The 17,127-nt window shown below is 65.8% G+C and carries 16 protein-coding genes and 1 riboswitch; of the genes, 1 reads left to right on the top strand and 15 read right to left on the bottom strand.

The features are described 5' to 3' along the window. Positions 1–130: 130 nt before the first annotated feature. The 11 genes from IRZ56_RS18585 to IRZ56_RS18535 all read right to left on the bottom strand — a co-directional run bounded on the left by IRZ56_RS18585 (position 131) and on the right by IRZ56_RS18535 (position 11,828). A complete protein-coding gene (locus IRZ56_RS18585) occupies positions 131–862 on the bottom strand; it encodes an adenosylcobinamide-GDP ribazoletransferase (RefSeq protein WP_196146275.1) in 732 nt (243 codons plus the stop codon). Position 863: 1 nt separating this feature from the next. Beyond that, on the bottom strand, positions 864–1,433 hold the full coding sequence (cobC, locus tag IRZ56_RS18580) for an alpha-ribazole phosphatase family protein (RefSeq protein ID WP_196146274.1): 570 nt from the start codon (positions 1,431–1,433) through the stop codon (positions 864–866). After that, complete coding sequence (gene cobT, locus IRZ56_RS18575; protein WP_196146273.1) at positions 1,430–2,485, bottom strand: nicotinate-nucleotide--dimethylbenzimidazole phosphoribosyltransferase; 1,056 nt, start codon at positions 2,483–2,485, stop codon at positions 1,430–1,432. Before cobT ends, cobC begins: the two co-directional genes overlap by 4 nt. Next, complete coding sequence (gene cobU, locus IRZ56_RS18570; RefSeq protein ID WP_196146272.1) at positions 2,482–3,003, bottom strand: bifunctional adenosylcobinamide kinase/adenosylcobinamide-phosphate guanylyltransferase; 522 nt, start codon at positions 3,001–3,003, stop codon at positions 2,482–2,484. Before cobU ends, cobT begins: the two co-directional genes overlap by 4 nt. 1 nt (position 3,004) lies before the next feature. Beyond that, positions 3,005–4,459, bottom strand: a complete 1,455-nt coding sequence (locus IRZ56_RS18565; protein WP_196146271.1) for a cobyric acid synthase — start codon at positions 4,457–4,459, stop codon at positions 3,005–3,007. Continuing rightward, positions 4,456–5,448, bottom strand: coding sequence for a threonine-phosphate decarboxylase CobD (cobD, locus tag IRZ56_RS18560; protein ID WP_196146270.1), 993 nt, complete (start codon positions 5,446–5,448; stop codon positions 4,456–4,458). The genes IRZ56_RS18565 and cobD overlap by 4 nt, the downstream gene beginning before the upstream one ends. Continuing rightward, positions 5,441–6,349 carry an adenosylcobinamide-phosphate synthase CbiB gene (cbiB, locus tag IRZ56_RS18555; RefSeq protein WP_196146269.1) on the bottom strand — a complete coding sequence of 303 codons (909 nt, stop codon included), beginning with the start codon at positions 6,347–6,349 and terminating at the stop codon, positions 5,441–5,443. The genes cobD and cbiB overlap by 8 nt, the downstream gene beginning before the upstream one ends. Beyond that, positions 6,346–6,996 carry a 5,6-dimethylbenzimidazole synthase gene (gene bluB / locus IRZ56_RS18550; RefSeq protein WP_196146268.1) on the bottom strand — a complete coding sequence of 217 codons (651 nt, stop codon included), beginning with the start codon at positions 6,994–6,996 and terminating at the stop codon, positions 6,346–6,348. The genes cbiB and bluB overlap by 4 nt, the downstream gene beginning before the upstream one ends. After that, entirely contained in the window at positions 6,993–8,288 is a 1,296-nt protein-coding gene (locus IRZ56_RS18545) for a cobyrinate a,c-diamide synthase (protein ID WP_196146267.1), read from the bottom strand. The genes bluB and IRZ56_RS18545 overlap by 4 nt, the downstream gene beginning before the upstream one ends. Next, positions 8,285–8,896, bottom strand: coding sequence for a cob(I)yrinic acid a,c-diamide adenosyltransferase (cobO, locus tag IRZ56_RS18540; protein ID WP_196146266.1), 612 nt, complete (start codon positions 8,894–8,896; stop codon positions 8,285–8,287). The genes IRZ56_RS18545 and cobO overlap by 4 nt, the downstream gene beginning before the upstream one ends. A 120-nt stretch (positions 8,897–9,016) precedes the next feature. Next, positions 9,017–9,242: riboswitch (cobalamin riboswitch) on the bottom strand. Then, positions 9,243–11,828, bottom strand: a complete 2,586-nt coding sequence (locus IRZ56_RS18535) for a dermonecrotic toxin domain-containing protein (RefSeq protein WP_196146265.1) — start codon at positions 11,826–11,828, stop codon at positions 9,243–9,245. A gap of 154 nt (positions 11,829–11,982) precedes the next feature. On the opposite strand from IRZ56_RS18535, the gene IRZ56_RS18530 reads away from it, so the two are divergent. Further along, on the top strand, positions 11,983–13,290 hold the full coding sequence (locus IRZ56_RS18530) for a PQQ-dependent sugar dehydrogenase (protein ID WP_419183262.1): 1,308 nt from the start codon (positions 11,983–11,985) through the stop codon (positions 13,288–13,290). A gap of 408 nt (positions 13,291–13,698) precedes the next feature. On the opposite strand, the gene IRZ56_RS18525 is transcribed toward IRZ56_RS18530, so the two are convergent. The 4 genes from IRZ56_RS18525 to IRZ56_RS18510 all read right to left on the bottom strand — a co-directional run bounded on the left by IRZ56_RS18525 (position 13,699) and on the right by IRZ56_RS18510 (position 17,127). Beyond that, positions 13,699–14,235, bottom strand: a complete 537-nt coding sequence (locus IRZ56_RS18525) for a C40 family peptidase (protein WP_196146263.1) — start codon at positions 14,233–14,235, stop codon at positions 13,699–13,701. Positions 14,236–14,374: 139 nt separating this feature from the next. Beyond that, positions 14,375–15,013 carry a C40 family peptidase gene (locus tag IRZ56_RS18520; RefSeq protein WP_196146262.1) on the bottom strand — a complete coding sequence of 213 codons (639 nt, stop codon included), beginning with the start codon at positions 15,011–15,013 and terminating at the stop codon, positions 14,375–14,377. A gap of 127 nt (positions 15,014–15,140) precedes the next feature. Beyond that, on the bottom strand, positions 15,141–15,845 hold the full coding sequence (gene hda, locus IRZ56_RS18515; protein WP_084858700.1) for a DnaA regulatory inactivator Hda: 705 nt from the start codon (positions 15,843–15,845) through the stop codon (positions 15,141–15,143). 208 nt (positions 15,846–16,053) lie between these two features. Then, the gene (locus tag IRZ56_RS18510; RefSeq protein WP_196146261.1) at positions 16,054–17,127 is read right to left on the bottom strand and encodes an AI-2E family transporter; all 1,074 of its coding nucleotides are present in this window, start codon (positions 17,125–17,127) and stop codon (positions 16,054–16,056) included.

Below are 17,127 nucleotides of genomic sequence, written 5' to 3'. Positions count from 1 at the left end.
AGGCCCTGTGTACGCTTGTTGCGGGAGGTCACCCAGCCCTTTGGGCTGCGCTGTCGAGCAAAGAACAAACGGCCAGTGCTGACCCTCTGTGTGGAGCCGGCTTGCCGGAGATGGGGCTGGACTCGATCCTTCACAGCAATGCCAACCCAAGCACCACCGCCAGTTCCACCAACTCCAGCAACGCACCCGCCGTGTCCCCCGTCGCCCCCCCCAAGCGCCGACACATCAGGTGGCGTCCCCATGCGAAGACCAGCACCGCCAGTAGCAATACCCCCAACACCTGCCACCCGCCGAGTACCACCGCAGCCAACGCAGAGCCCGCCAGCACCCAGGCAGCGGTCTCTTTCGGCAGGTGATCGGCCAGCGCCTGCCCCAGCCCCCCCCGGCGCACATAAGGGGTGGCCATGAACAACCCGAGCAGTGCCGCGCGCCCCACCACCGGCGCCAGCACCAGCGACCCGCCGGCATCCTGCTGCACCAGCACCCACAACGCACAGAACTTCAATAACAGGACCAGCACCAGCGTGACCACGGCGATCGGGCCGCTGCGCGGATCCTTCATGATTCGCAGGGTACGCTCACGGTCGCCGAAACCGCCTAGCCAGGCATCGGCACTGTCGGCCAGGCCATCCAGGTGCAAGGCACCGCTGAGCACCACCCATAGCGCCAACAACAAGGCCGCATGCAAAGGCGCAGCGGCGCCTTGCAGCAGATGGCTGGCCATCCACAGCACCAGGCCGAACAGCAAGCCAACCAAGGGATAGTAGAGCAGCGAACGGCCCACCTGCCGAGGCTCGGGCATGCCTGGCAGGCGCACCGGCAGGCTGCTGAGAAATTGCAGCGCGATCCAGAAGGGCGACATGTCAGGCCTCCTCGCGCAGCTGGCCATCGGCCGCCAGGGCAAGGCGCACCAGCGCCCCATGCCCGACCTCCACCTGCAACAGTTGTTCGCGCGGCAAGCCCCGGGCCCGCGTCAGTAGCAGGCGCATCACTCCACCATGGGTGATCAGCAGTACGCGCTTGCCGGCATGCTGGCGACCGAGGTTCTCCATGGCCGTCAGCACCCGCTCGGCGAACTCGTCCACCGGCTCGCCGTTGGGTGGCGTGAAGGCATAGGGGTCGGCCCAGAAGCGGCCCAACGCATCGGCCTGGTCCTGCATGATCTGCGCGGCGCTGCGCCCTTCCCAGTCACCGAAATGCAGCTCACGAACGCCCACCTCGCATTGCACGGGCAAGGCCAGCTGGGCACCGAGCTGCTCGGCGAACCGGGCACAGCGGCGCAACGGCGAGCTCACCAACACGTCCCATGGGCCGGCCTGGGCCACCGCCGCGTGCATCTGCGCCCAGCCGCGCTCGGTCAGGTCATCGTCCAGGCTGCCACGCAGGCCACCACCCTGCTCGGTCTCGCCGTGGCGCAGCAGGTCGACGATCATGCCGGGCGATCCGCCACGGCAGCCTCGGCAAAGGTCGCCATCTGCCCGTGCAGGGCACAGGCCAGGCGCATCAACGGGACCGCCAGCGCGGCCCCGCTGCCTTCGCCCAGGCGCAGGCCCAGGGCCAGCAGCGGGCTCGCCTCCAGTGCTTCGAGCACTGCCCGGTGGCCGGGCTCCGCGCCCTGATGGGCGAACAGCAGCCAAGGACGGCACTGGGGATTCAGGTGCACAGCCACCAGGGCGGCGACGCTGCAGATGAAGCCATCCACGAGCACGGCCACCCCCTGTTGCGCGCAGGCCAGGTAGGCACCTGCCAAAGCTGCGATCTCGAAGCCGCCGACACAGCCCAGCGCCTGCAGCGGGTCGTCGGCACGCAGCCCGTGCAGCACCAGGGCACGCTCGATCACCTCGGCCTTGTGGCGCACGCCGACCGGGTCCAGGCCAGTGCCCGGGCCGCTCAGCTCACGGGCCTGACAGCCGAGCAGGGTACTGGCCACGGCCGCGGCGGCGGTGGTATTGCCGATGCCCATTTCGCCGCCGATGAACAGCCGGGCACCTTGTCCGGTCGCACGCTGGGCGCTGTCACGCCCGGCGCCGAGGGCTGCCTGCAGCTGTGCGTCGGTCATCGCCGGCTGGCGGGCGAAGTTGGCGGTACCGGCGCCCAGGCGCAGATGATGTACGCCTGGCAATGCCAGGCCAAGATCGATCGTACCCAGGTCGACCACTTCCAGGCTGGCGCCCAGCTCGCGCGCCAGCACACTGATCGCCGCGCCACCGCCGACGAAGTTGTGCAGCATCTGCCCGGTCACGGCCTGGGGATAGGCCGAGATGCCCTCCTCCACCACGCCATGGTCACCGGCGAAGATCGCGATGGCGACCTGCTCGAGGGATGGCCGTTCACAGCCCTGCAAGCCGGCCAGATGCACGGCCAGGCCTTCCAGCTGGCCAAGCGAGCCCGCCGGCTTGGTCAACTGTCGCTGGCGGGCACGCGCCTGCTCCATGGCAGCGGTATCGAACGGTTGGCAGGGGGCGCGCCACCAGGGTTGGTTCATAGGGCAGGTCCTTTGAGCATGAGAGGTAGGCCGGCGACCGTCAGCACCACACGTTCGCAGCGTTCGGCCACGGCCTGGTGCAGCCAGCCGGCCAGGTCGACATAGCGGCGGGTCAGCTCGCCCATGGGCACCACGCCCAGGCCGGTTTCGTTGCTGACCAGGATGAGGGTGCCGGGCAGGGTCTGCAGGCAGTCGAGCAGTGCATCGCGCTCCTGGGCCAGGCGCTGGTCGTCTTCGAGCATCAGCAGATTGGTCAGCCACAGGGTCAGGCAATCCACCAGCAGGCAGCGGCCGGTATCGGCGTGCGCGCGCAGCACCGCGGCCAGGGCCAGGGGCTCCTCGAGCAGCCCCCATTCGGCGGGGCGGCGCTGGCGGTGCAACTGCACACGTTCGTTCATCTCGCCATCCAGCGGCTGGCTGGTGGCGATGTAGGTGACCGGCAGGCCGCTGGCCACGGCCAACTGTTCGGCCAGGCGGCTCTTGCCGGAGCGGGCACCGCCGAGGATCAGGTTGCGCATGTCAGGCGACTCCACACAGTTCACGCAGGCGCGTGGTGTCCAGGTGGCGTTCCACCAAGTCGGCCAGGCGCTCGATGTCCCGTTCGCGCAGGGCTTCGTAGTCGATGACCTGGGCATCGTCCAACCCGGCCCAACGCAGCAGCGCGGCGCACGAGTGGCTGCCTTCGAACAGGCCGTGCAGATAGGTGGCGAGGATCTGGCCGTCGGCACTGATCGCGCCATCGCAGCGGCCATCGGCCAGCTGAACCGCCGGGCGTTCCAGGGCTGGGCCACGGGTGACGCCGGCATGGATTTCATAGCCGCTGACCGCAGCCTGCTCCAGGCCCAGGGTGCCGCAGACGTTACGCAACTGCTTTTCGGCCTCCAGCACGGTGGCGTAGTCCAGCAGCCCCAGCCCAGGGCTGGAGCCGGCCTCCCCTTCCAGGCCGAGCGGGTCGTGCACCTGCTGGCCGAGCATCTGCAGGCCGCCGCAGATGCCGATCAGCTTGCCACCGTAGCGCAGGTGCCGGGCAATGGCGGCGTCCCAGCCACGCGCGCGCAGTTGCGCCAGGTCGCCGCGCACGCTCTTGGAGCCCGGCAGGATGATCAGGTCGGCCGGCGGGATCGGCTGGCCCGGGCCGATGAACTGCAGGTCGACCTGCGGATGCAGGCGCAACGGATCGAAGTCCGTATGGTTGCTGATGCGCGGCAGCACCGGCACGATCACCTTGAGCAGGCGCCCCTGCTGGGTTGCCTGGCGTACATCGATGGCATCCTCGGCTTCCAGGTGCAGGTCGGTGACGTAGGGCAGCACGCCCAGCACCGGTTTGCCGGTGCGCTGTTCCAGCCAATCCAGGCCCGGTTGCAGCAAGGCGATGTCGCCGCGGAAACGGTTGATGACGAAGCCCTTGACTCGCGCCTGCTCGCTCGGCGACAGCAGTTCGAGGGTGCCGACCAGGTGGGCGAAGACCCCACCACGGTTGATGTCGGCCACCAGGATCACCGGGCAGTCCACCGCCTCGGCGAAGCCCATGTTGGCGATATCGCCGGCACGCAGGTTGATTTCCGCCGGCGAGCCCGCGCCCTCGACCATCACCACCGCGTAGGCGGCGCTGAGGCGCTGATGGGAAGCCAGCACAGCCTGCATGGCGATAGCCTTGTAGTCGTGGTAGGCCACGGCATTCATGCAGGTCACTGCACGGCCGTGGACGATCACCTGCGCCCCAGTGTCGCTGTTGGGCTTGAGCAGCACCGGGTTCATGTCGGTGTGCGGCGCCAGCCGGCAGGCCTGGGCCTGCACCGCCTGGGCGCGGCCAATCTCGCCGCCGTCGGCGGTCACCGCGCTGTTGAGCGCCATGTTCTGCGGCTTGAACGGCACCACACCGATACCCTGGCGCAACAGCCAACGGCACAGGGCGGTGACCAGCGTACTCTTGCCGGCATCGGAGGTGGTGCCTTGCACCATGAGCGTGGTCATGCCGATTCCTTCTGGTAGTCCGCCAGGGCCTGACGCAGGCGCTGCTCATCCGCAGCGCTGGCAGGCAGGCCAAGGCGCACGGCCGCTGGCTGCTCGAACAGACGCACCAGGATGCCGCGGTGGGCGAGAAAATCCTGCAGGTGCGCGGCCCGCTCGCTGCGCACGTACTGGAACAGGTCGCAGCCGCCAAGGGGCGAGAGGCCAGCGTCGACCAGCAATGCAGCCAGGCGTTGGCTGGCCTGGGCGCAGCGGGCGATTTGCAGCGCATGCGCCGCGCCGTCGCGGAAACAGGCCTGCCCTAGCACCCGGGTGGGCCCGCTGATGGTCCAGGGCCCAAGCAGGTCGGCCAGACGCTGCAACAATGCTTGTTCGGCCATCACGAAGCCCAGGCGCACGCCGGCAAGACCGAAGAATTTGCCAAACGAGCGCAGCACGATCAGCCCAGGGCGCGTGGCGCACTCGACCACGCTGTGGGCGGGCGTGTTGTCCATGAAGGCCTCATCGACCACCAGCCAGCCGCCACGCCGCGCCAGGCGGCCATGCCAGTCGAGCAGGCGTTCGCGCTCGATGCGCCGCCCCGTGGGGTTGTTTGGGTTGACCAGCACCAGCACATCCAGGCTGTCGAGCCTCTGCTCGACCTGCGCTTCGTCCAGTTCGACCAATGAATGCCCTGCCCGTCGCCAGGCATGGGGATGCTCGGCATAGCACGGCCAGAGCACGCCGACCCGCCCGGCCGGGCGCAGGCAGGGTAAGGCCTGGATCGCCGCCTGGGAGCCGGCGACCGGCAACAGTTCAGCCGCGCCGTAATAGGCGCGCGCAGCCTGCTCCAGGCCGTCCTCGGTCTCCGGCAGGCGCGCCCAGGCGTCCAGCGGGATCGGCGGGATTGCATAGGGCCAGGGGGCGATACCGCTGGAGAGGTCGAGCCAATGTTCGCGGGCGATGCCGTATCGGCGCACCGCACGCAGCAGGCGACCACCGTGTTCAAGCATTCCAGTAGGCTCCCAGGCAGATCAGCAACAGCCATAGCCACACGCCCCGCTGGACCAGGCTCCAGCCCCGCTCGATGGCGTCGACATCGGCCATGGGGCCTTCGCCCAGGCGCGGGCGCTCATGCAACTCGCCGTGGTACACCGCGGGGCCACCCAGTTCGACGCCCAGGGCGCCGGCACCGGCAGCCATCACCGGGCCTGCGTTGGGGCTGTCCCACAGCGGCGCCTGGTTGCGCCAGCAGGCCAAGGCCAGGCGGGTCTTGCCCAGCAGCGCGTAGGTCAGTGCCACCAACCGGGCGGGCAGGTAATTGAGTACATCGTCGATACGCGCCGCGGCCCAACCGAAGCGCTCGAACCGTTCATTACGATAGCCCCACATGGCATCGAGGGTATTGCTCAGACGGTACAGCACCACCCCGGGCGCACCGGCCACGACGAACCAGAACAAGGCGGCGAACACCGCGTCGCTGCCGTTCTCCAGCACCGACTCAGTGGCCGCCCGCGCCACGGCGGGCTCGTCCAGCTCGCGGGTTTCGCGGCTGACCAGGTAACCCACGCGCCGGCGTGCCTCGCCCAGGTCACCACGGCGCAAGGCCTCGGCCACCGGCAGCACGTGCTCGCCCAGGCTGCGCAGGCCCAGGGCGCAATACAGCGCCAGCACATCCACCAGCCAGCCGATACCCGGCAGCCAGGAAAGGATCAGCGCCAGCAATGTCAGCGGCACCACGGCCAGGAACCAGGCGCTGACGCCGTGGCTGCGCCAGCCCCGCCCGCCCGCATTTAAGCGCTGTTCCAGGCGCGAGGCGAAGTTGCCGAAGGCCACCAGCGGGTGCCAGCGCCTCGGTTCACCCAGCAAGGCATCCAGGGCCACCCCGGCCACGGTCAGCAAGGCCACGCTCATCGGCGTTCTCCCCATTGGTTCTCGAAGAGCATTTCGCTCAAAGGCTGCTCCTGCGCCCACTGCTCCAGCACCAGCATCGGCGCCGGGTAGAACTCGACCACCGGGCCCAGGCACAGCACCGCCACCGGCTTGGCGCCCGCCGGCATGCCCAGCAGCAGGCCCAAGGCCTGGGGGTCGAACAACGACACCCAGCCCATGCCCAGGCCTTCCGCGCGGGCCGCCAGCCACAGGTTCTGGATGGCGCAAGCCAGGGAGGCCAGGTCCATTTCCGGCAAGGTCCGCCGGCCGAAAACGTGGGCTTCGCGGTGGTCCATCAGCGCGGCCACCAGCACTTCGGCGCAGTCCTGGATGCCTTCGACCTTGAGCTTCATGAATTCATCGGAGCGCTGGCCCAGGGCCTGGGCGGTACGCTGGCGCTCCTGCTCCACCAGCGCCTGGATACGCTCACGCAGGGTTCGTTCGCTGATGCGAATGAAGCGCCACGGCTGCATCAGGCCGACGCTAGGGGCCTGGTGGGCCGCCGCCAGCAGACGGGCAAGCAACTCGGGCGCCACCTCGCCGCCGGCGAAATGGCGCATGTCGCGACGCTCACCGATGGCCCGGTAAACTGCGGCGCGCTCGGCATCGGAGAAGGCGTGCTCGCTCATGGTCGCAACAGCGCCGCCGCCGCGTCGGGGTTGGAGGGGAAATAGAAGTGCACGTAGGACGCGGTCAGGCGGCCGATGCGATACACCGCCTCGTTGCCGCGCCCGCCGTTGGGGCTCTGCCCGCGGGCGATCGGCTCGAACGCCGTGGTGGTCAGCGAATGATGGTAGGTATGGCCACGCAGGGTGCCTTCGGGCAGCTCTACCGCTTGCAGCGCCAGGGCTGCCAGGCGCTTTTGCATCACCGCCTCGCCCGGCAGCAGGCCGAGCAGTTCGGCCCGCTCGCCGGCCACGTCGGTCAGGGCGTCGAGCAGGTAGAGCATGCCGCCGCATTCGGCCAGCACGGGTTTGCCCTGGGCGTGGTGGGCGCGGATCGCCTCCAGCATCGGGGCGTTGCCGGCCAGAGCACGGTGGTGCAGCTCCGGGTAGCCGCCGGGCAGGTAGAGGCTGTCGACGGGCGGCAGCTCAGCATCATGGACCGGCGAGAAGAACACCAGCTGCGCGCCCTGTCTGCGCAGCAGGTCGAGGTTGGCCCCATAGGTAAAGGCGAATGCTTCGTCCCGGGCGACGCCGATGCGCACACCGGCCAAACTCGCGGCGCTGGCCGCCGACACAGGTGCGTCGAACGCCACCGGTGGCGGCAAGGTGGCGTCACAGCTGGCCCCCAGGGCATCGGCGGCAGCGTCCAGGCGCATGTCCAGGTCGTTGAGTTCGCTGGCCTGAACCAGCCCCAGGTGGCGGCTGGGCAACTCGATGCCGCGCTCACGGGACAAGCCGCCGTACCAGCGCAGGCCCTCGCTCAGGCTGCCTTCGAGCAATTGTGCGTGGCGCAGGCTGCCGACCCGGTTGGCCAGCACCCCGGCAAAGGGCAGGTCGGCCTGGTAGCGCGCCAAGCCCAGGGCCAAAGCGCCGAAGGTCTGGGCCATGGCCGTGCCGTCGATCACCGCCAGCACCGGCACGCCGAAATGACGTGCCAGGTCAGCGCTGGACGGAGTGCCGTCGAACAGCCCCATGACCCCTTCGATCAGGATCAGGTCGGCCTCGCCCGCCGCCTCCCAGAGCAGGCGCCGGCTTTCCTCGGCACCGATCATCCACAGGTCGAGCTGGTACACCGGCGCGCCGCTGGCGCGTTCGAGGATCATCGGGTCGAGAAAGTCCGGCCCGCACTTGAAGACCCGAACCTTGCGGCCCAGGTTACGATGCAGACGCGCCAGGGCAGCGGTGACCGTAGTCTTGCCCTGGCCGGAAGCCGGTGCTGCGATCAGCACCGCCGGGCAATGCCGGGGTTGGCTCATAGCTCCACGCCCTTCTGCGCGCGGATACCGGCCTGGAAGGCATGCTTGACCACGCCCATCTCGGTGACGGTGTCGGCCAGCTCGATCATTTCCGGCTTGGCGGCACGGCCGGTGACGATCACGTGCTGCATCGGCGGGCGCGCCTGGATGTCGGCCAGTACCTGGTCGAGGTCGAGGTAACCGTGCTTGAGGGCGATGTTCAGTTCATCGAGCACCACGAACTGCACCGAAGGGTCCTGCAGCATCTGGCGCGAAACTGCCCAGGCGGCTTCGGCGGCGGCGATGTCACGCTGGCGGTCCTGGGTTTCCCATGTGAAGCCCTCGCCCATCACGTGGTAGCGCACCTGTTCAGGGAAGCGGCGGAAGAACAGCTCTTCGCCGGTGCTGTTACGCCCCTTGATGAACTGCACCACGCCACACTGCATGCCGTGGCCCAGGGCACGGGCGAGCATGCCGAAGGCCGAGCTGCTCTTGCCCTTGCCGTTGCCGGTAAGCACCAGCAGCAGGCCGCATTCGTTGGGGGCATTGGCGATACGCTCGTCGATGATCGCCTTCTTGCGCTGCATACGCGCCAGGTGACGCTCGTCGCGTTCGGTGGTTTCGCTCATCAGGGTTCTCCGCAGGCTGTCGCCGCGCACAGGGCGAGGACAGGTCGATAGGCAGGCAGCCGGAGAACGCGCAGGAGCCGTGGCAGACGCGCCACAGTGCACCGCGCATCACCCTCCGTGATGCCGTTGGCAGTGACAGGCCGGTCTCCGGGCTCGTGAGCAGGGCCTTGGGCCCGTGGACCGCGCGCCTTCCCGGGTGCATGCACCCAGTGGCCCTGCGCGGCCTTTGACTCACCTACCGTTGCGGGGGCAGCGCCGGAATCGCGCCTTCGCTGGCGCCCACCGGCTTCCCAGTTTCACCCTGCCCAGCGTTGACTGGCAGGGCACCTGAAACACGTCGCGAAGGTTAGAGGGTTGGACCGGGAGCGTCAAATGAATCAGGGGCTGTCGACAAAGGAAAGAAGCGATCCACCAGGTGAGGCGCGCCCAAACGCTCGACATAGGCGCTTCTGTCGAACGACTCACCGCTGCGCAAGTCATACACCGCGCCGCTTCGAGGCTTGCTCACCTGGTTGAGCCTGACCTTGACGAATCGGTAATCGACGCCGATGACCTCGGTGATTTCATCGATCTGGAAGTACGCCCCTGGCAGGAAAAGGGTCTCGACTTCATATTTATGCGCAGAGAACGGCGCGATCTGTTTGCCACTGTGGTAGCGGCCAGCCGGCAGCTCGAACACCACGGAGGTATCGTCGAAAACCCCTACCAGACCCCGGGTCGAAAGCTTGTCCGGATCGGCCGAAAATTTACGAATGATGTAGGGGTTTTCAGTGAAGGACGTCAGGTCGGTATTGACCAGAATGTCACCTTTATTGAAGCGCCCACTGCGAAAGTGCACACCACTGGTACCGCGCTCACCGCAACCACCCCGGTACAGAGGCACCTGGGCGTCGGCGGGTAGCTGCTCCAGGGAGTCGGCCAGCTTGTCCAGATAGCTGACCTCGTCGGCATAGTCGAAATGCCGCTGCCCCTGGCGCAGGTAATCATTGATGGCGTCATCCGCGGTGTAGATATCGATCAGGTGGTTTCTGAAACGGCCATCGTGTTTGTAGGTATAGGTAGCAGCGCCATGGTCGTCGATGTAGTCGAACCCTTCATCGTCTACCAACGGTTCGGCGTCGCTCGCAAGTTCAGGTATGCCGGCCTGCTCGAGCAGATGTTCCTGGCGCGCCAAGGCGGCGTCCGACAAGGTCTCGCTGCGCTGTTCATCGGTGAGCATGTACTCATCCCAAAAGGCCGACGACTGCTGGGCAAGCCCGTCTCCTGGCGCGCCCGCCGCCAGGCGAGGCGCGCCCAGCAACTCCCATTCCCCCGCATCGTTCAGGCGTACAGGGCGTATCGGCCCGAAGGCGAACGGGTTGTCGGGGGGCACGATGAGCCAGGTTTTCAACTCGGTGCCATAGCGCACGCGATACGGCAGGCCCTGCAGTTCGATCCAGCATCCTCCCGTGGCATCGAGGCGGATGCCACGCAGCGCCTGGCTGCCTTGTTGCAGGCCATCCAGGATGTCATTAGCCTCCTGGGCTTCGAACAAGCCCTGGGGCTGCGCAACTGGCTGCCAGCTGCCCAGCGACACGTCCGTTTCATGGAACGGCGCTCGGTAGGCCAAAGCGGCATGGCTGGCGCCGAAGCCGAGCTCGATCATGTTCAATGCGGCGAAAATCGAATCGACGATGGCGGCGCGCAAGGCCCCTTGCCGCGCCATACGGCTGCGTGCATGGGTAGCCGCATCCACGTCCAGCCAGAGCTTGGTCACCGACGCCGCCAGCAGTGCCAGGCTGATACCGGGCGACAATGGCACCAGCAAAGCGCCAACTTTGATGAAGGCCGCGAGATAACCGGTGAGCATGGCCTTGCGCAATTGCCGGTTGTCGACCATCAGCTGGGCGTTGTGGCGCATGTCGCTTCTGGCATCTTCATGCAATTGGGAAAACAGCTGACTGTTGCCCGCCGTACTGGATTGCTGGAGCAGTTTCAGGGCCGCAGCATCACTCCGGCTGTTGGCGAGCTGCTGCAGGGCATCCACGGCCGCCTCGCGCCCATCGCTCAGATGCTCGTCGAAGATCACCGCCGCCCTCAATCGTCGCATGCCCTCGGCAGTGCCCGCCCAACCACGCAACCAGTGCGCCATGGCCTGCTCGGAGGCGAACCCGCGCAAGGCCTGCTCGTCGTAGGGCATGTATAGCCACACGCGCCCGCCGGTAGGGCGCAGGATATACAGGCAAGCTCTACCCACGCGCGGGCGATAGACGGTGATGGTGACCTCCCCCTCCCCGGCTACCTGGCGCAGCTCCTCCAGCGTCGGGGTTCGCCCGGAGCGCGCGAGCACGCTCGAGACGAGGGCGCGCACTTGCCGGGCATCCTGCGCTGTGATCCTTCCGTCCTGCTCAGCCTCCTTGCATTGGGCCAGCAGGCTGACCTTGGCCAGCACCCGGAAATCGTCGGCGCGCGCTCTCCAGAACCTCTCGATGTCGTCACGCACGACCTGGGCGAAGTCCAGTTTCCAAAAGTCCTTCTGGACATCCCGGGCGAGCATGGGCACTTCGTTGCGCTCGTCGAACCGCTGCGCATGCGGGCCCTGGGAATAAAATCCGCCATACAGGTCCAGTTCGTCCGTGGCGTCTTGAAAGCCCACATCGAAGCGCTCGATCATCAGCGCGGTGAAGCGCTGAGACTTGATGGGGCGTTGGTAATGAGCCCAACCCGTGAAGCTCCGGCTGCTGGACGCCGCATCGGTGAACTGGTGCCACCAGACCTGGTCCGGATCCCAGTCCTTGCCGGTATGACGCCGCAGGACCTGTTCGGCGTGACGCTGGGCGAGTCGATAGGGGTCGGGGAAATGGTCCAGGAAATCGTCAGTCAGCCGTGTCAGCGCGCGCCCGGTATCGAGTACTTGGAGGTTGTGAAGCAATGTTTGTTGGATGTTGCGCATGGGAAGAAGGCCCTGGTGATCTAGAGCCCGCCATGGTTGCCAATGCCCCATTCGGCCGGTGGTAGATAGATCTGCACGCAGCGAATGAACCTACTCCAACGCATCCGACTCTCAATTTTCACAAGCTCCGCTGAGGATTCTGAGCATGGACAGGATGCGAACTTCGATACTGCTGGCCCTGGTCTTGAGCCTCGGCGCCTGCGGCGAGTCCGCTCGCCTGGATGTGAGCGATGGCAGCGGCCCTTCGCCGCAACTGCCGGAGCCGCGCAAGACGCTGCTCCCCACCATCAATATCGCGCCCGCGACCGGCTGGCCGGAAGGTGCCACGCCAAAGTCGGCGACCGGTACGCAAGTCGTTGCCTTTGCCAGGCAGCTGGACCACCCGCGCTGGCTGTATGTACTGCCCAATGGCGATGTGCTGGTAGCCGAGACCAATGCCCCACCCAAGCCTGAGGATGGCAAGGGGATTCGCGGCTGGGTGATGCGCAAGGTCATGGAGCGCGCCGGCGCTGGCGTGCCCAGTGCCAATCGCATCACCCTGCTGCGCGACGCCGATCACGATGGTGTGGCAGAGATTCGGACGACGTTCATCGAAGGGCTCAATTCGCCATTCGGCATGGCGTTGGTGGGCAAGGACCTGTATGTCGCCAATACCGATCGGTTGCTGCGTTTTCATTATGAGCCGGGCGCCATGCAGCTACGCCAGGAAGGCCGCAAGGTGATAGACCTGCCTGGGGGTCCGCTGAATCACCATTGGACCAAGAACGTGATCGCCAGCCGTAACGGCAAGAAGTTGTATGTCACGGTCGGTTCCAACAGCAACGTGGGCGAGAACGGGCTGGACAAGGAGCAGGGCCGGGCGGCGATCTGGGAGGTCGACCCGGCCAATGGCGAACATCGGATCTTCGCGTCGGGCCTGCGCAACCCCAACGGGTTGGCCTGGGAACCGCGCACGGGCGTGTTGTGGACGGCCGTCAACGAGCGTGACGAGATCGGTAGCGACCTGGTGCCGGACTACATCACATCGGTCAAGGATGGAGGGTTCTATGGCTGGCCGTACAGCTACTACGGGCAGCATGTGGACTTGCGGGTCGAGCCGCAGGACCCGGCGAAGGTCGCACAGGCCATCGTGCCGGATTATGCGGTGGGGCCGCATACGGCGTCGCTTGGGCTTGAGTTCGCCCAGCCGGGGGGGCTGCCGGCGCCGTTCGAGCAGGGGGCATTCGTGGGGCAGCATGGGTCTTGGAATCGCAAGCCGCACAGTGGGTACAAGGTGATCTTCGTGCCGTTCAATGATGAGGGGAGGCCTGCCGGGAAGCCGATGGATGTGTTGACGGGGTTTGTGGATGGTGAGGGGAAGGCGATGGGGAGGCCAGTGGGGGTGGTCAATGATGGGCGGGGTGGGGTTTTGGTGGCGGATGATGTGGGGGATGTGGTTTGGCGGGTTAGCCGGGGGTCTTGAGGGTTTGGGTTTGGTTTTTTGGATCGTGCGGGGTTCGTTTTTTGGTGGTGGCGCCACTAGCGCTTTTCGCCTTTACGGCGACCTACTTTTGCACGCGGGCAAAAGTAGGCAAAAACCGCTGGCTCCTGCATCCGGCCCCGACGCTGCGCGCCGGGGTTCCCTCGCTCCGGCATTGCTCCCGGCGGGGCGCGGCGAAAAACATACTGAATTGGTTGGCTGTTCTGGCCTAATCGCGGGACAAGCCCGCTCCCACAAGGACGGCGCGGGCGCAAGAATTGCGCGGTCCCCCTGTAGGAGCGGGCTTGTCCCGCGATTGGCCCGTGAGTTCACCGCCAATCTCACTCACCAGCCCAGGCGCCATCCGATACTTGCGCCGTTTTCAACAGTTGCTGGCCCCAGAACCAAACCTCAGGGATTTTGCGCCAGGTGCCCTGCCGACAACACCCGCTTGGCCTGCAGGTAAGCCCGCGCCCAGTAGCTGTTGGACAGATAATCCAACCGCACCGTCCCGCCGCTGGACGGCGCATGCACGAACCGCCCCTCCCCCACGTAGATCCCCGCATGGCTGACCTGCGACCCACCGCCTGTGGCAAAGAACACCAGGTCACCCGACTGCAACGCATTGATATCCACGTTAGGCGCGCGCATCACGATCATCTCCCGCGTCGAACGCGGCAGCTTGATTCCCGCTGCGTCCCGGTACACATAGCCGATCAACCCGCTGCAATCGAACCCCGAGTCCGGCGTGTTGCCACCCCAGCGGTAAGGCGTGCCCACCAAGCCGATGGCGCGGAACAACACATCCTCCGCCACTGGGGAAAAAGCAGGTTGCTGGTTGAAGGTCACCACCGGCTTGGCCACCGGTGCAGGCGCCGGAGCTCGGCTGGAGCAGGCCGCGAGCAGTGCCGCCAGGGAAAGGAATGCGAAGCGCGCCAACATCGCCATGGTCAGAACATCCTGTCTGGAACCGTCCGGCCGCAGCCGAAGCCAAAAGAGTTGAGGAATTAGATTAGACGCTTTCTATAAATGCGCACGGCGGCGAGCTTTTCAGCATCGCCGCCGCGGAGGGTACAGCATTTTGATATCAGTTGCGCGAGATCGTGGTCGGTGCCATGGCCAGGGCGCGTTTGGCCTCGATGAACGTCTTGCTCCAGTAGCGATCGCCCAGACTGTCGATGCGCACGCCACCGCTGCGGCGGCTGCTGGAGTGGATGAACTGGTTGTCACCCAAATAGATGCCGGCATGGCTCACACGGCCACGGCCATTGGTGCTGAAGAACAGCAGGTCGCCTGGCTTGAGTTTATTGCGGGCAACCTTTGGTGCGTCGACGTTGATCATCTCGCGGGTCGAACGCGGCAGTTTCATTCCCGCTTCCTCACGGAACAGGTAGCCGATGAAACCACTGCAATCGAAACCGGACTTCTCCGAGGTACCGCCGTAACGGTAACGGGTGCCGATCAGCGACATGCCACGCTCCAGGATACTGTCGGCCAGGGCCGGCAGCTCATAGGGCTTGCTGTTGCTGGAAAAGGCTTCCAGGTCTTCTTCAGTGGCCAGCGGCGCTTCACCGAAAACGGAAGAGGCAGATGGCTTGATCAGCTCGGCGGTATGCGCCGCGAGCGATTGTTGATCCTGTGGCTGGGAAACAGGGCCTTGGGAGGCGCAGCCAAAAAGCAGGGTCACGAGTGCAAGTGGCACGAGGGGTGCGAAGCGCGTCAGCATGGGCACGACCGTGTCTGTAATCCTTTAGAAGGGGGAAACTATGCCCTCTATCATGGCCATTTGCAAATTTTATCGAAAAAAATGTGACTTTTCTGTTTTCAGGCTATGGGGCGCTGTTTTCAGGGGGTTACCAACCCAGGGTTTCCTTGAGGAACGGGATGGTCAGCTTGCGCTGCGCTTGAAGGGAAGCCTGGTCGAGACGCTCGAGCAGGTCGAACAGCGCACTCATGCTGCGAGCGCCACGGGTGAGGATGAAATGGCCGACTTCATCGGTCAGGTGCAGCCCGCGACGTGACGCGCGCAATTGCAGGGCGCGCAGCTTGTCTTCATCGGACAGGCCGCGCATTTGGAAGATCAACGCCAGGGTCAGGCGCGACTTGAGGTCGGGCAATTTGATCGGCAACTCGCGCGGTGAGCTGGACGCCGCCAGCAACAGCCGCCGGCCACTGTCGCGCAGGCGGTTGAACAAGTGGAACATGGCCTCTTCCCAATCGGCCTTGCCGGCGATCACGTGCAGATCGTCGATGCACACCAGTTCGTATTGCTCCAGGTAATCGAGCAACGTCACGCCACGGTCGAGCAATTGGGCCAGGGGCAGGTAGACGGCTGGTTCGCCCAGTTGCTGGAAACGGTGGGTAGCGGCTTGGAGCAGGTGCGTGCGGCCAACACCCTGCTTGCCCCATAGGTAGATGAGGCTCTCGGTCCAGCCGGCGTCGGCTTCGCAAAGCCGCTCGACGTAACCCAATGCCGCGGCATTGGCGCCCGGATAGTAGTTGATGAAGGTGGCGTCATCGCGCAGACGCACACCCAGGGGCAACTGGATCGGTTTCATGCTGGCGGGCGGTCGCGAGGACCACAGGGGGCCTTTGGTGAACAGTGTGCAAAGTCTATACCCGCAACGCGGGCGGCACAATCTGTGAAGGTAATAGGGCAAGTAAAATCAATGGGTTGCATGATGTTCTGGCCTTGCCGGCACGGTTGCATGGCAAGGGCTTCGCCCTTGATCGCGGGGCAAGGGCCGCGACGCGGCCCCTACTCTTCTAAAGCTTCGGGTCGATATCCCCGGCATACATGTCCGATTCCTTGTAGAGGTCATGCACATGCCGCAGCAATACCATGATCACCGCAGCCACCGGCAAGGCCAGCAGCACACCCGTGAAGCCGAACAGCTCGCCACCGGCCAGGATCGCGAAGATCACCGCCACCGGGTGCAGGCCAATGCGGTCGCCCACCAGCAATGGCGTCAGCACCATACCTTCGAGCGCCTGGCCGACCATGAACACCGCGACGATGCCGAGCATGGCATAAGGATCGCCGCCGAACTGGAACAGGCCCGCGATCAATGCCGCGCCGATGCCGATGATGAACCCCATATACGGCACGATGGCCGCAAGCCCGGCCAACAGGCCGATCAGCAGCCCCAGCTCCAGGCCCACCAGCATCAGCCCACCTGCATAGATCAAGCCGAGCGCCAGCATCACCAGCAACTGGCCGCGAACGAAGGCGCCCAGCACCTCATGGCACTCCCCCGCCAGGCCCATGACCTGGGTTTCGCGATTGCGTGGCAAGAGGCTGCGCAGCTTGGCCATCATCAGATCCCAATCGCGCAGCAAATAGAAACCTACCACCGGAATCAGCACCAGGTTGGCCAGCCAGGCGAGCAAGGCCAGCCCCGAGGCCGTGGCCTGGGACACCACCACACCGACGATGTCGGTGGTTTGGCCCATGTGCGCGCCGATGGCGGCCTTGATCTTGTCGAACTTCCAGAAGCCATCGGCCAGGCCCAACCGGCCCTGCACCCAGGGCAGCGCCACATGCTGCAGCCAATCGAGCATCTGCGGGGCCAGTTCGTACAAGCGCACCAGCTGTTTGGCCAGCATCGGTACCAACACCAGCAGCAGGGCCAGGAACAGCAAGGCGAACAGGCTGAACACCACCACCACGCCCCAGGTCCGCGACAGGCCCAGGCGCTCCAGGCGATCGACGAGGGGGTCGGCGAGGTAGGCAAGCAGGATGCCGACCAGGAACGGCGACAGGATGTTATGCAGGCAATAGAGCAGCACGGCGACCAGCAACGCCACACCCAGCCACGCCCAACGGCGCATATCGATCAT

Source organism: Pseudomonas guariconensis (assembly GCF_015680235.1).
GTDB lineage: Bacteria > Pseudomonadota > Gammaproteobacteria > Pseudomonadales > Pseudomonadaceae > Aquipseudomonas > Aquipseudomonas guariconensis_A.
The sequence above is the reverse complement of the archived record's forward strand: the minus strand, read 5'-3'. Positions and strand labels throughout refer to the sequence as shown.